This is a genomic window from Streptomyces spinosisporus (assembly GCF_022698145.1).
GTDB lineage: Bacteria > Actinomycetota > Actinomycetes > Streptomycetales > Streptomycetaceae > Streptomyces > Streptomyces spinosisporus.
The window spans coordinates 509,222-522,168 of record NZ_JALDAX010000005.1; the positions used below are offsets into that span (position 1 = coordinate 509,222).

A 12,947-nucleotide genomic window follows, 5' to 3' on the forward strand; every position below is an offset into this window, starting at 1 on the left:
GGCATTACTGGGGGTCGCTCAACTGTTCGGGGGGTGGGTGCGTTGCCGGTTGTTTGGGGGTTGTTTTTGGGGTGCCTGCGGCGGCCCGTGCGGATTGTGGGGGTGCGCGTTGCGTCGGCTCTTTCGTCGTGGGTCGGGGCCGCACCGGGGGGTATCCGTCCCCGGTCGGGCGGTGCTGTCTGTTTGTGCGGTGCCGTTGGCGGACGCCCGCCGCTGCGGGCGGACACCCCCCGGTACGTCCCCTGCTCGCCGTTGCGCAGGCGAGGGGCCCGTCCGGTGGCCGCATATCCTCGTGCGCATGACCACCTCCCGTGCCGCTCGTCCCGTGGGTGCGGTTACTCGTGGGACCACCAATCCGAATCGGTTGCGGCGGATGGATCGGTGGATTGTGGCTTCGCATGGCGGTGCTTTGCGGCGGGCCGGCTCTGCTGTGGCTGTTGATCTTGGGTATGGGGCTGCGCCCTGGACTGCTGTGGAGTTGTTGGGGCGGCTTCGGCGCGTTGCGCCTCGGGTGCGGGTGGTGGGGGTGGAGATCGAGCCCGAGCGGGTGGCTGCCGCCAAGGTTTTTGAGCAGGAAGGGCTTTCGTTTGTCCACGGGGGGTTTGAGCTGCCTGTGGGTGAGGCTCCGATGCTTGTGCGGGCCGCCAATGTGCTTCGGCAGTACGACGAGCGTGAGGTTGTTGGGGTTTGGGAGCGGCTGTGTGCGCGGCTTGCGCCTGGGGGGATGGTCGTCGAGGGGACCTGTGATGAGGTGGGGCGGCGGCATGTGTGGGTTGCTCTCGGGGCGGAGGGGCCGCGGACCGTTACGTTCGCGGCGCGGCTGGGGTCGCTCGAGCGGCCGTCCGACCTTGCGGAGCGGCTGCCCAAGGCGTTGATCCATCGCAATGTGCCCGGGGAAGCGGTGCATGCGTTTCTACGGGACTTCGATCGGGCGTGGGCCGCGGCCGCGCCCTATGCCTCGTACGGGGTTCGGCAGCGGTGGGTTCGGGCCGTGGGGGATCTGGCGGGCGATTGGCCGGTGGTCGGTGGGGCGGGGCGGTGGCGGCAAGGGGAAGTGACCGTGGAGTGGGGGGCGTTGGCGCCTCGGGGGTGGGTGGGCCGTTGACCTGCGGGGAACGAAGTCGATGAGCCGTTCGTCACAGGGGTGGGGAGATCGTCATGGTGGGGGAAATCCGGCTTTGACGCGCTCTGTCGTTTTGAGCGTTGCCGTGGCACGATCCCCACCGTAAGTTACTGACGGTAAATCAGGTTGGGGGAAGCGGTATGGGTACGGGCAAGCGCGGCCTGATCGCGACAGCCGTGACCGTGGTCTGCGCGGTCACCGTGCTGGCGGCTCCGGGCACGGCGTTCGCGAGCCCCGAGCCGTCCCCTTCGGCTACGGCAGCTCCCGTGCCGGACAAGGACCTTGAAGCCGTACGGAAGAAGCTGGACACGCTCTACCACGACGCCGCCGTCGCCACGGATTCGTACAACGCGGCGGAGGAGAAGGCCCAGAAGCAGTCCGCGGCGATCGTCGAGTTGGCGAAGAAGATCGTCAAGGGGCAGAAGAAGCTGGACGAGCTGAAGAAGCGGGCCGGATCCGCGGCCGCCGCGCAGTACCGGACGGGCGGGATGCCCGACGAGGCCCAACTGCTGCTGAGCGACAATCCGCAGGAGTTCCTCGACGGCGCCGGCCGGACCCTGCAGGGCGAGCGGGCCATGAAGGGGCTGATCGGTGAAATGACCCGCACCCAGCAGGACTTGAAGCAGTACGCCAAGGACGCCTCGGCCCAGTGGAAGCAGCTGGACGCCAACCGCAAGGCCAAGGACACCGCCCGCAAGAAGATCAAGAAGCAGATCGCGGCCGCCGAGAAGCTGCAGGACCGGCTGGAGAAGAAGGAGAAGGAGCGCCTCGCCGCGCTGGAGGAGGCGGCGGCTCTCAAGGCCCAGACCGCGTGGCTGGATTCCGGGGTCCTCGACGAGATCAAGGGGAAGGCCTCCGCGCAGGGCAAGAAGGCCGTCGCGTACGCCACCGGCCAGATCGGCAAGCCGTACGAGTGGGGCGCGGAGGGACCGAAGACGTACGACTGCTCGGGGCTCACCTCACAGGCCTGGGCCGACGCCGGACATCCCATTCCGCGGACCTCGCAGGAGCAGTGGAAGCAGCTCAAGCACGTGGACGTGAAGGACATGCGGCCCGGCGATCTGATCATTTACTTTCATGACGCCACCCATGTCGGGATGTACATCGGCGACGGTGCGATCGTGCACGCCCCGCGGCCCGGACGGAACGTGACCATCACCGGCGCCGGGTCGATGCCGATCCTCGGAGTGGTGCGCCCCGACGCCTGAGAGCCAGGTCACGTGACCTGGCGCACGCCGAACACCCCGGTAAACACACGGCGGACGTGACCTTCGTCATCCTCACCATCGGCTCCTGGTGTCCAACTGCGGTACGGATCGCGGCATATGACTCCGGCGCCTCTCCAAGCGGCGTGTCTCACACCATTCCTTTACTGCACCGCCACCGGCTATGGTCCCCGTCGGTGGATCGAGATCTCTCGTCCGCCATGCCCTCGGGGGGAGGGAAGGAACTCAACACGATGCCCGCACCCATACCGCGGCAGAGAGCGATCCCGGCCGCGGAAAGTGGTCAGGCGCCGGCCGCGCACACCAGCGGCACCTCCAGGAACGACACCCCGCGCAAGGAAGCAAAGGTCGACAACAACGCCGCCAACCCCACTCTGACGCTGCTGCTGATCGAGGACGATCCCGGCGGCTCAGCGGTCGTACCCGAGCTGCGGGACGCGGCCGGGCGGCCGATCCGCGTCCGCACCGCCCGCAACCTCACCGAGGCCGAGCGGCTGCTGACCGACGACGTCCACTGCATCCTGCTGGACCTCGCGCTGCCGGCGCCGGGCCGCGGCGGTGACGAGGACGAGCTCGCCGTGCTCCGGCATGTGCTGGAGCTCGCGCCCCGGCACGCCGTGCTCGCGCTCACCGCGTCCGGCGATGCGGAGCGCGGCGCCGAGGCGGTACGGGTCGGCGCCCAGGACTACCTCCTCCGGGACGAACTGGACGCCCGGCTGCTGAGCCGTGCCATCCGCTACGCCGTGGAGAGGAAACGTTCCGACTCGGCCGAGCGGCGGCTCGCCGAGGGCCGGGTTCGCGCCCAGGAGAACCGCCGTCTGGAGCGCGGACTGCTGCCGACACCGCTGCTGGAGGGCTCGTCCCTGCGGTTCGCCGCCAAATACCGCCCCGGCCGCTCGCGCGCACTGCTCGGCGGGGACTTCTACGACGTCGTACGCACCCCCGACGGCACCGTCCACGCCATGATCGGCGATGTCTCCGGGCACGGCCCCGACGAGGCGGCGCTCGGCGTGGAGCTGCGCATCGCCTGGCGCGCACTGACGCTGGCGGGCCTGTGCGGCGACCAGCTGCTGGGCACGCTGCAGCAGGTGCTGGAACACGAGCGCTCCGACGACGAGATCTTCGCGACCCTGTGCACGGTGGACATCTCCCCCGACGGGCGCCGCGCGGGCCTCTGCCTTGCCGGGCACCCCTCCCCCCTGATCGCGGGACCGGGCCGACCCGCCCAGCTGCTGCCGTACGACAACAACGGCCCCGCGCTCGGCATGCTGCCGGGCGCCCGCTGGCCGCGGATGCAGGTGGAACTGGGCCGCGCGTGGAGCCTGATGCTGTACACCGACGGTCTCATCGAAGGCCGCATCGGCCCGGGCAAGGAGCGGCTCGGTCAGGACGGCATGGTGGAGATGGTGCGACGCCAGCTGGCCGCCGGTCTGAGCGGGGAAGGGCTGCTGCGGGAGGCCGTGAACGAGGTGCGTGAGCTCAATGGGGGTGAGCTGGCGGATGATGTGGCGGTGTTGATGTTGGATCGCGGTTCCGAGACCGGGTGAGGGCCCCGTAGGTGCTTGCTTCGGGGCCCTTCGCGGCTGTGCTGCCGGGTCTTCTTGCGCCTCTGCCTCAGCGGCCGCCGTTGTACGGGCCGTACGGGCCGTCGCTGCTGGAGCCGCGGCGGCTGCGGCCGCCGCCCGGGAGGCTGCGCAGGGCGGGGCGGACGTCGACCATGTACACGATGGTGGCGATGAGGCCTATGACCGGCAAGAACGACAGAATGTTGAATATCAGGTTCACCACGAAGGCGAGCCCGAGGATGATCAGCCAGAACGGCTTGGTCTTCTTGTCGGCCGCGCGATAGGCGTCCTCGCGGCGCGTGGCGGCGTCGATCAGCGCGAAGCCGCTGAAAAGGATCAGGGCCATGCTCAGCAGCCACATGAAGCCTGCGAACCCCTGCATCAGCACTACGTCCACCACCAGACTCGGCTTGTTCCTACGCGGTCACCGTACCCGTTCCCACGACGGCGTTACACGGAGAACGGGCCGGGCTCCCCTAGAGTGCCCGACCCGTTACCGATCACCCGTTCGTGTTACTTCGCGGGCGGCGTGGTCTTCTTCGCGGTGGTGGTCTTGCGGGCCGGCGCCTTCTTGGCGGCGGGCTTCTTCGCCGGAGCCGGCTCGGCCTTGGCCTCGGCGGGCTTGGGCGCGGCGGGCTTGGCCGCCTCCTTGACCTGGACCGGCTCGGCCTTGGGCTCGACCGCGACCGCGATGTCCTCGATCTCCTCGGCGGCCTCGCCGCGCCAGGTCCGTACGGCCTGCTCGCCGTGCTCGGCGACCTTCTCGTAGGTCTCACGGGCCTTGACGGCGTACTCGGCGGCGACGCCGACACCGCGCAGCGCGAAGTCCTGGGCCGACTCGCCGAACTTCTTCAGGTCGGCGTCGATGGTGGAGCCGAGCTTCTTGATGTCGCCGTCGAGGGTGGCGAGGAACTCGGTGACCTTGGCCTGCAGGGTCTCCTGCGTCTCCTTGACACGTGCCTGCGTCTCCTTGACGCGGGCCTGGGCCTTCTCCTGGACGGCCTTCGTGTCGGTGTTGCGAACGGCCTCGAAACGGGCCGGGGCCTCGGCGCGCAGCTGCTCCACGAGGCCGGGCACCTTCTTGGCCTGCTGGAAGGCCAGGTCGGCGGTGCCGGCGGCGAAGTAGAGCGGCGTCGGGTCGCTGAGGGTCTTGCGGAGGTCGTCGGTGATGGCCATGGTGATGGTCCTCCCGGTTGCTTTCAGCTGAGGGTTTTGGGTTCCGCGGGCGGTCCGGCCGGCCTGCTCAGCCGGTGGGCTGCTGCGGGTCGTGCGGTGCGGCATCGTCGCCGTCGGACGTACGGGTGCGGCGCGTGGCGGACTTGCGTCCGCCGGCCGTGCGGGTCCTGCGGGTGCGGCGCTCGCCGGTTTCCTCGCCGGCGCCCTTGCGGGTGCGGCGTATGGCGATGTCGTCGTCCTCGGTGTCACCGGTGCTTGCGGTGTCCTTGGCGCTCTGAGCCGCGGAGGGATGTGGGCCGGGCTCGGCGGCCGGCACCACCGCGCCGGCCTCCGGGGCCTGATCGGTCGCCTCGTCCTGCGTGCCGCTCCCGAATCCGTTCTCCTTGCGGAAGGACTCGTAGATCTGGAGCAGCACCTGCTTCTGCCGCTCGTTCAGCGTGGGGTCGGCGAGGATGACGGCGCGCGTCTCGACCTCGTCCCGGTCCCGCTCGGCGTCGAGGATGCCGGCGCGCACATACAGCGTCTCGGCGGAGATCCGCAGCGCCTTGGCGACCTGCTGCAGCACCTCCGCGCTCGGCTTGCGCAGCCCGCGCTCGATCTGGCTCAGATACGGATTGGACACCCCGGCGGCATCGGCGAGCTGCCTGAGCGACAGCTGCGCGGTGCGCCGCTGCTCGCGCAGGTATTCACCGAGATTGCCGACGTTGAGCGATGCCATGCCCCCACCATGCACCACCTTCGCTAACTATTGCAAGCACCCGCTTGCAAAAGTGCGGCACGCCACTCTTGCGGGTATGGGTGATCGAGCGCCCCTCCCCACCGGCGCGCAGGCCTACGCCGTCGCGTGCAGCCGCCTGCGGTAGTGCAGCGGCGACTCGCCCACCTCTCGTTTGAACGCCGTACTGAAAGCACTCTCCGACCCGTATCCGAGTTCGGCGGCGAGCGAGCCCACGCGGATGTCCGGGTCACGCAGGGCGCGCTGGGCGAGCAGCATGCGCCAGCGCGACAGGTAGGCGAGGGGTGGGGTTCCGGCGGTCGCGCGGAAGCGTTCGGCGAAGCTGGTGCGGGACATTCCGGCGGCGCGGGCCAGTTCCAGCAGGCCCCAGGGGCGGCCGGGCTGATCGTGGATCAGCCGCAGGGCCGGGCGGAGCGGTTCGTCGGCGAGCAGGCGCAGCCAGCCGACCGGTGCTTCCTCCTGTTCCAGGTACGAACGGAGCATTTCGAGCAGGAGGAGTTGGCCGTTCTGGCGGATGGCGAATTGTGACCCCAGGCGTCCGCTCGACGCCTCGTCGAAGAGTCGCTCGACGATGCCGCCGAGGCGGGAGGCTGCGGAGGTCGCCGCCTTCACGTGGACCAGGCCGGGCAACGCCGCGCTCAGCAGCGTGAGGCCCGCCGGGCTCACCTGGATCCAGCCGCCTACGAGTACGTCGTCGGTGGTCCGGTCGGCCGCCGCCAGCGCCATGGCGTCGAAGTCGGTCCCGGGAATCAGCTCTGCCGGCGCTCCGTCGCCGTGTCCACCGTGTATGTCCAGGCGGGTGCGATGGTTGAGGAGGGCGACATCGCCGGGAGCCAGCTCTACGGGGCCGTCCGGGCCGCCCGGTCCGTCGACGCTGACCCGGGCGGATCCGGCGACCAGCGCGATCAGCTTGAGCGGCTTGGAGACCGCGCCGGAGGACACCCACGGTCCGCGCACCGCGAACCCGCCCGTCATCATCCCCTGCACCTCCACCAGGTCGAGGACGTCGGACAGCACATCGGTGGCAGCCTGATCGGACATCTTCGTACTCTCGCGCAAAAAATTAGGACGCGCAATCATTCAGCGTCCGGTGGCTGCGGCCGAGACTGGAGGCATGACAGCGCAGCAGACCCCCTTGGGAACCCCGTTCACCGCCTCCTCCACCGCCGCCGACATCCTGTCCGGTCTCGATCTGACCGGGCGCGAAGTCGTCGTCACCGGAGGGCATGGCCGGCTCGGCCGCGAGGTCACCCGCACGCTCACTGACGCCGGCGCCCGTGTGACCGTCGCGGCGCGCGACCCCGAGCGGGCCGCCGCGGCGCTGGACGGGATCAAGGACGTCCAGGTCGAGCGGCTCGACCTCACCGACCCCGGCTCCGTCGATTCCTTCGCGCGGCGGTGGCTCGCCTCCGGCCGGCCGCTGCACACCCTCGTCAACAACGCCGCCGTGTTGTTCTCGCCCGAGATCGTGCGCGACGCCCGCGGTCATGAGCTGCAGTTCTCGACCTCGCACCTCGGCCACTTCCAGCTCACCCGGGCGCTCCTGCCGGCCCTGCGGGCCGCCGACGGTGCCCGCGTGGTCACGGTGACCTCGGGCGCGGCACGCTTCGGTGAGATCCGCTGGAACGACCTGGACTTCACGAGCGGGTACGACCCCGCCACGGCATACGGCCAGTCCAAGCGGGCCAACGTCCTGTTCACCGTCGAGCTGGACCGCCGGTACGCCGATCAGGGCATCCGCGCCTTCGCCGCGCACCCCGGGGTCATCATCGGGCCGGGCCCGTTCACGCCGGAGCAGGTGGAGTCGTACCGCGCGCAGGGCCTGATCGACGACACCGGCTCCACCGTCATCGACCCCGAGGGAGGCAAGAAGACGATCGAGCAGGGCGCCGCCACCCTCGTCTTCGGCGCCGCCAGCCCGTTGCTGGACGGCCACGGCGGGGTCTACCTCAAGGACAGCGACATCGCCGTACTCGACGACGAACAGCGCCCGTTGACCGCCGACTCCATCCCGTCGGACGCCAACTCGGCGATGCTCGACCCCGACGACGCGCGCAGGCTGTGGGAGGTGAGCGAGCAGCTGCTCGCTCGTGCGTGATGCGTGGGTGGGCGGGTGGTGACACCGGCTGTGGGGCCGTGACGACAGGGTCCTCGGCGTGCTGGAACTGCGCCGCGGTGGCGATCACGACGGCTAGGGGAGCGAGGTCTGGTCCAGTCGGCTCGGCGTGGGTCGGCTCGCCCGCGTCGTGATCCGCTGCTTCGACGAGGTCGCCTAGACCTGTGACCGTTGCCGCTCAACTGGCAGGACAGATGCAGGCGTTGGCGGACGACCTGGTCGAGGACTACGTCGAGCACTGCCGGATGCACGGCAACTCGTGGACCGACATCGGCGCCGCCCTGGGGGTGTCCCGGCAGGCGGTCCAGCAGCGCTTTCACGCCCCGCACAAGCGCTACGGCCCCGACTCGATGACCGACGACCTCCGCCAGGCGATGGTCCACGTCAAGCAGGCTGCGGTGCACCACCGCAACAACTACATCGGCACCGAGCACCTGCTCTGGGGACTGACCGCGGAGGACAACGGCGCAACCCGGCTCCTGCAGGCCACCGGGCTCTCACCGGAGGCGGTCCACCGGTCCGTCGGAACCCGGCTGAGCATGGGCGCCTCCCAAGCGGCCGAGCGCATCGCCTGGACGCCGTACTCCCGCAAGGCCATCGCCCTCGCCGAAGCACGCTCCGAGCAGAGCGGCTCCGCACGCATCGACTGCGACGACCTGCTGATCGGCCTCGCCGGGGTCGGCCGCGGGGTCGCCGCCGATGTCCTGGCCGAGGCCGGCTTCGATGCGGACGCCGTCGACCCCTCACCTGCCGACGCCTGAAGCCGCGGCGATGAGTTTCGGGTGAATCCGTGGTCGTTACGGCTGGACACACCGACTGCACCGACAGCGACGGGCCCGCGCTTGGAGCGGTCGGTCCGGTGCGGAAGGGCTCGTGGAGGCAGTGATGAGCGTCGAGGGCTTCGAGCAGGAGCGCAGCGTCCGGAGTGGCGAGCGGAGGGCGGGGGCGAGCGGGCCCCGGGTGTTGGTGGCGGGCGCGAGTGTCGCGGGGCCCGCGCTGGCCCACTGGCTGCGTCGGTGGGGGGCCGAGGTGACCGTGGTGGAGCGGGCCCCGAGCTTCGTCCCGGTGGGCAGGCGGTGGATGCGCGCGGGGTGGCCAAGGAGGTCATCGCGCGCATGGGGCTGGACGCGGCGGTGCGCGCGGCGTGCACCGACACCGCCGGCGCACACACCGTGGACGCGGACGGCCGGGTGCTGGAGACGTTCCGTGCCGACGACGACGCCGGCGACGGGTTCATCGCGGATATCGAGATCCTGCGCGGGGATCTGGCCCGGGTGCTCTACGACCACACCCGCGACGGCGTCGAGTACGTCTTCGGCGACCGGATCGCCGAACTCACCCAGGACGCGGACGGGGTCGACGTGACCTTCGAGAGCGGCGACCGGCGGCGCTTCGACCTGGTGGTCGGGGCCGACGGACTGCACTCGGAGCTGCGGGCGATGGTCTTCGGGCCGCCCGAGCGGTTCCTGCGCCACCTCGGGCACGTGCTGGCCTTCTACAGCGTGCCCAACGTGTTCGGGCTGGACCGCTGGCTGCTCGAGTACCAGGACCAGGACTCCGGCCGCTCGGTCCTGCTGCGCCCCATCCAGGACGCCACCCGGGCGATGGCCATGTTCTACCTCGCCTCGGCCGACTTCGACGTCGACCATCGTGACGTAGCGGCCCAGAAGGTTCTGCTGCGTGAACGGATGGCCGGCCTGGGCTGGTTGACCCGGGACATCCTCGCGCACCTGGACGACACCCCGGACTTCTATCTCGACCAGGTCGCCCAGGTGGTGATGGACCGCTGGTCGAGCGGACGGGTGGGGCTGCTCGGGGACGCGGCGTTCAGCTCCTCGCCGATGTCCGGGCAGGGCACCGGTCTTGCTCTGGTCGGCGCCTACGTGCTGGCCGGTGAACTGGCCGCCGCCGGCTGGGACCCCGGCACCGGGTTCGCCCGCTACGAGGCGCGGATGCGCTCGTTCGTCGAGGCCAATCAGGAGATCGGCCGGTTGAACGCCCGGAGCCGCGATGTTCCCGGGCCGGACGCCGAGCCGCGCCCCGATTTCGCCGGCGATTGGTTCACCGAGCTGGTCGGGCGCGCGATCAACGGCGTCGAGCTGCCCGACTACGCGGGGGCGCCGGACTCGGCGGCATCTCGTTGAGGTCCCTCGGTTCGTTGAGGTCCCTCGGTCACCGGCGGTTGGCGCCCTTGTCGAACCCCTTGTCGAACAGTGACTTGGACCAGAAGTAGCCGAGTGCGGCCAGGGCCAGGGACCAGGTGACGGCGAGCCAGCCGTTGTGGCCGATCTCGGTGCCGAGGAGGAGGCCGCGGAGGGTTTCGATGGCCGGGGTGAAGGGCTGGTACTCGGCGATGGGCTGGAACCACCCCGGCATCGCGTCGACCGGTACGAAGGCGCTGGAGATGAGGGGCAGGAAGATCAGCGGCATCGCGGAGTTGCTGGCGGCCTCGGCGTTGGGGCTGGACAGGCCCATGCCGACCGCGATCCAGGTCAGCGCGGTGGCGACGAGCACGAGCAGCCCGAACGCCGCCAGCCACTCCAGAGCCGTGGCGTCCGCGGACCGGAAACCGATGGCCACGGCCACGGCTCCGACCAGGATCACGCTCATCACGCACTGCAGCACACTGCCGACGACATGCCCGATGAGCACCGACCCGCGGTGGATCGCCATCGTACGGAAGCGGGCGATGATCCCCTCGGTCATGTCCGTGGCGACGGAGACCGCGCTGCCGATCGTGGTGCTGCCGATGGTCATCAGCAGCAGACCCGGGACGAGATAGGCGACGTACGCCGACCGGTCGGCACCGCCGCCCATGCCCGCGCTCATGGTGTCGCCGAAGATGTAGACGAAGAGCAGCAACAGCATGACCGGCGTGAGCAGCAGGTTCAGCGTCATGGACGGGTAGCGCCGGGCGTGCAGCAGGTTGCGGCGCAGCATCGTCGTCGAGTCGCGTACGGCGAGGGAGAGGCCGGTGGCCGGGCGGGCGGGGGCGAGTTGCGTGCTCATCGGGCGTTCTCCTTGGGCTGGTTGGGCTGGTTGGGCTGGTTGGCGCTGGTGCCGGCGCTGCTGGTGAGGGCGAAGAAGACGTCGTCGAGGTCGGGGGTGTGCACGGTCAGTTCGTCGGCCTCGATGCCCGCCGCCTCCAACCAGTCGAGGATCGAACGCAGTTCGCGCTGGCTGCCGTCGCTGGGAATGTGCAGGGCGAGGGCCTCGTCGTCGCGGGTGGCCTCGGTCAGTTCGGTGGCGGCGCGCTGGTGGGCGGCCGGGTCGGTGAAGCGGAGCCGGATGTGTCCGCCGGGGATGAGCCGCTTGAGCTCCTCGGCGCTGCCTTCGGCGGCGATCCTCCCGTCGTGCAACACCGCGATACGGTCGGCGAGTTCGTCCGCCTCCTCCAGGTACTGGGTGGTCAGGAAGACGGTGACGCCGCCGGTGACGAGGTCGCGGATGATCTGCCACATGGTGTGCCGGGCCCGCGGGTCCAGACCGGTGGTCGGCTCGTCCAGGAAGATGATCCGCGGGCTGCCGACCAGGGTCATCGCGATGTCCAGGCGGCGCTTCATGCCGCCGGAGTAGGTGGAGGCGGGCTTCCTCGCGGCCTCGGTGAGGTCGAAGCGCTCCAGGAGTTCGGCGGTGACCTGGCGTCCTTCGCGCTTGGGCAGGTGGTGCAGGTCGGCCATCAGGAGCATGTTCTCCTCACCGGTGATCAGGCCGTCCACGGCGGAGAACTGCCCCGTGACACCGATCGCGGCACGCACCGCCTGCGGATCGGCGGACAGATCGTGGCCCGCGACCTGGGCCTGCCCGCTGTCGGCGGAGATGAGCGTGGAAAGGATCTGCACGGTGGTGGTCTTGCCGGCGCCGTTCGGGCCGAGCAGCGCGAACACGGACCCGGCGGGGATACGCAGATCGATCCCGTCGAGCACGGTCTTGTCGCCGTAGGACTTGCGCAGTCCGGCTGCGGAGACGGCGGCGGGCGGCTGCAAGCCGCCACCTCGACTGGTCGTGGGCATGACAGAGACAGGCATGGTGCCCTCCCGTTCGAAGGCTGATGTGGCTGGGAAGTCGGGTATTGGGGGCAGTGGAGTTGGGGGAAGTGGAGGGGGTGCCGGCTCAACCCCGCGCGTGCCGTACGTCGATGTTGCCCCAGCGGGTGCGGGCGTGGATCTTGACGGTGTCCTCCGTCTCCTCCGGGGCGTCGGAGGCGGCGAGTGTGTTGCGTACCTGCCCGTGTTCGGAGCCGGCGTCGAGCCAGGCGGCGGTGCCCTCGCGGATGCCGACCTCGATGGCGCCGTAGGAGGTCTCCAACTGCACGTTGCCGCGCGCGACTTCGGCGACCCGTAGGGTGCCGTGCGCCGTGGTGGCGACGACCGTGCCCTCGGCGCGTGTGATGTCGATGTCGCCGTTGGCCCCGCTGACCCGCAGGTCGCCGATCGCGGCGCCGACGGTCGTGCTGCCGTGCGAGTTCTTCAGTACGGCCGGACCGTCGACGGTGCCGACGCGCAGGCTGCCGGAGCTGGTGGTGATCTCGGCCTTGCCCTCGACCCGGTCGACGGTGATCGAGCCGTGGGAGGCGGTCAGTTGGAGCGGCCCGGTCGCATCGAGGCGAACGTCGCCGCCCGAGGTCTTCACCCGGGTCTCGCCGAGCCGTCCCTCGCCGAGCACATGGGTCCAGGAGCCGGTCACGTCGACGCGCGAGCCCGCGGGCAGTTCGATCGTCACGTCGACGGCGCCGGTCGGTCCGATCAGGCGGCGTTCCTTCGTCCTGACGGTCAGAACACCGCTCACGTACGAGACTTCGGTCTGCTCGGCGGCCCGTACGTCCTTGTCCCGCTTCGGGCCGGCTGGCCGTACGTCGACGACGGTGTCGAGGCGGTCGCTCGCGGTCAACCGGAGGGAACCGGCGCCCACATGGGCGGTGACCGAAATCGGTTCGGGAGTGTCGTAAGAAGGCATGGCTGTACCGTCCTCATGGGTCCTTGGGGCGTCCCCGCTGGTGGGACGT

The 12,947-nt window shown here is 70.2% G+C and carries 13 protein-coding genes; 6 read left to right on the top strand and 7 right to left on the bottom strand.

The features are described 5' to 3' along the window. The first annotated feature begins 298 nt into the window (after positions 1 to 298). The 3 genes from MQN93_RS16925 to MQN93_RS16935 all read left to right on the top strand — a co-directional run bounded on the left by MQN93_RS16925 (position 299) and on the right by MQN93_RS16935 (position 3,896). A complete protein-coding gene (locus tag MQN93_RS16925; protein ID WP_242710103.1) occupies positions 299 to 1,105 on the top strand; it encodes a class I SAM-dependent methyltransferase in 807 nt (268 codons plus the stop codon). A 158-nt stretch (positions 1,106 to 1,263) separates the two neighbouring features. Next, complete coding sequence (locus MQN93_RS16930) at positions 1,264 to 2,331, top strand: C40 family peptidase (RefSeq protein WP_242710104.1); 1,068 nt, start codon at positions 1,264 to 1,266, stop codon at positions 2,329 to 2,331. 251 nt (positions 2,332 to 2,582) lie between these two features. Continuing rightward, entirely contained in the window at positions 2,583 to 3,896 is a 1,314-nt protein-coding gene (locus MQN93_RS16935) for a PP2C family protein-serine/threonine phosphatase (protein WP_016436758.1), read from the top strand. Between the two features lie 67 nt (positions 3,897 to 3,963). Here MQN93_RS16935 and MQN93_RS16940 read toward each other — a convergent pair whose 3' ends face one another. The 4 genes from MQN93_RS16940 to MQN93_RS16955 form a co-directional block, all read right to left on the bottom strand. After that, positions 3,964 to 4,296, bottom strand: coding sequence for a DUF2516 family protein (locus MQN93_RS16940; protein WP_016436759.1), 333 nt, complete (start codon positions 4,294 to 4,296; stop codon positions 3,964 to 3,966). Between the two features lie 131 nt (positions 4,297 to 4,427). After that, the gene (locus MQN93_RS16945) at positions 4,428 to 5,090 is read right to left on the bottom strand and encodes a hypothetical protein (protein WP_016436760.1); all 663 of its coding nucleotides are present in this window, start codon (positions 5,088 to 5,090) and stop codon (positions 4,428 to 4,430) included. Positions 5,091 to 5,157: 67 nt separating this feature from the next. Next, on the bottom strand, positions 5,158 to 5,808 hold the full coding sequence (locus MQN93_RS16950) for a helix-turn-helix domain-containing protein (protein WP_242710105.1): 651 nt from the start codon (positions 5,806 to 5,808) through the stop codon (positions 5,158 to 5,160). 114 nt (positions 5,809 to 5,922) lie between these two features. Then, positions 5,923 to 6,867, bottom strand: coding sequence for an AraC family transcriptional regulator (locus tag MQN93_RS16955; protein ID WP_242710106.1), 945 nt, complete (start codon positions 6,865 to 6,867; stop codon positions 5,923 to 5,925). A gap of 73 nt (positions 6,868 to 6,940) precedes the next feature. Here MQN93_RS16955 and MQN93_RS16960 point away from each other — a divergent pair, with 73 nt between their 5' ends. The 3 genes from MQN93_RS16960 to MQN93_RS16970 all read left to right on the top strand — a co-directional run bounded on the left by MQN93_RS16960 (position 6,941) and on the right by MQN93_RS16970 (position 10,086). Continuing rightward, positions 6,941 to 7,924 carry an SDR family NAD(P)-dependent oxidoreductase gene (locus MQN93_RS16960; RefSeq protein ID WP_242710107.1) on the top strand — a complete coding sequence of 328 codons (984 nt, stop codon included), beginning with the start codon at positions 6,941 to 6,943 and terminating at the stop codon, positions 7,922 to 7,924. A 182-nt stretch (positions 7,925 to 8,106) separates the two neighbouring features. Beyond that, a complete protein-coding gene (locus tag MQN93_RS16965) occupies positions 8,107 to 8,703 on the top strand; it encodes a Clp protease N-terminal domain-containing protein (RefSeq protein ID WP_242710108.1) in 597 nt (198 codons plus the stop codon). Between the two features lie 330 nt (positions 8,704 to 9,033). Then, on the top strand, positions 9,034 to 10,086 hold the full coding sequence (locus tag MQN93_RS16970; RefSeq protein WP_242710109.1) for an FAD-dependent monooxygenase: 1,053 nt from the start codon (positions 9,034 to 9,036) through the stop codon (positions 10,084 to 10,086). A gap of 28 nt (positions 10,087 to 10,114) precedes the next feature. Here MQN93_RS16970 and MQN93_RS16975 read toward each other — a convergent pair whose 3' ends face one another. The 3 genes from MQN93_RS16975 to MQN93_RS16985 all read right to left on the bottom strand — a co-directional run bounded on the left by MQN93_RS16975 (position 10,115) and on the right by MQN93_RS16985 (position 12,898). Further along, entirely contained in the window at positions 10,115 to 10,951 is an 837-nt protein-coding gene (locus MQN93_RS16975; protein ID WP_242710110.1) for an ABC transporter permease, read from the bottom strand. Further along, positions 10,948 to 11,955 carry an ATP-binding cassette domain-containing protein gene (locus MQN93_RS16980; protein WP_242710111.1) on the bottom strand — a complete coding sequence of 336 codons (1,008 nt, stop codon included), beginning with the start codon at positions 11,953 to 11,955 and terminating at the stop codon, positions 10,948 to 10,950. Before MQN93_RS16980 ends, MQN93_RS16975 begins: the two co-directional genes overlap by 4 nt. Positions 11,956 to 12,055: 100 nt before the next feature. After that, the gene (locus MQN93_RS16985; protein ID WP_242710112.1) at positions 12,056 to 12,898 is read right to left on the bottom strand and encodes a DUF4097 family beta strand repeat-containing protein; all 843 of its coding nucleotides are present in this window, start codon (positions 12,896 to 12,898) and stop codon (positions 12,056 to 12,058) included. Between the last annotated feature and the right edge of the window lie 49 nt (positions 12,899 to 12,947).

Coding starts and splice junctions, on each gene's coding strand:
- MQN93_RS16980 (WP_242710111.1), bottom strand. CDS start 11,955: ATGCCCACGACCAGTCGAGGTGGCGGCTTGCAGCCGCCCGCCGCCGTC.
- MQN93_RS16955 (WP_242710106.1), bottom strand. CDS start 6,867: ATGTCCGATCAGGCTGCCACCGATGTGCTGTCCGACGTCCTCGACCTG.
- MQN93_RS16985 (WP_242710112.1), bottom strand. CDS start 12,898: ATGCCTTCTTACGACACTCCCGAACCGATTTCGGTCACCGCCCATGTG.
- MQN93_RS16945 (WP_016436760.1), bottom strand. CDS start 5,090: ATGGCCATCACCGACGACCTCCGCAAGACCCTCAGCGACCCGACGCCG.
- MQN93_RS16960 (WP_242710107.1), top strand. CDS start 6,941: ATGACAGCGCAGCAGACCCCCTTGGGAACCCCGTTCACCGCCTCCTCC.
- MQN93_RS16975 (WP_242710110.1), bottom strand. CDS start 10,951: ATGAGCACGCAACTCGCCCCCGCCCGCCCGGCCACCGGCCTCTCCCTC.
- MQN93_RS16940 (WP_016436759.1), bottom strand. CDS start 4,296: ATGCAGGGGTTCGCAGGCTTCATGTGGCTGCTGAGCATGGCCCTGATC.
- MQN93_RS16935 (WP_016436758.1), top strand. CDS start 2,583: ATGCCCGCACCCATACCGCGGCAGAGAGCGATCCCGGCCGCGGAAAGT.
- MQN93_RS16925 (WP_242710103.1), top strand. CDS start 299: ATGACCACCTCCCGTGCCGCTCGTCCCGTGGGTGCGGTTACTCGTGGG.
- MQN93_RS16950 (WP_242710105.1), bottom strand. CDS start 5,808: ATGGCATCGCTCAACGTCGGCAATCTCGGTGAATACCTGCGCGAGCAG.
- MQN93_RS16930 (WP_242710104.1), top strand. CDS start 1,264: ATGGGTACGGGCAAGCGCGGCCTGATCGCGACAGCCGTGACCGTGGTC.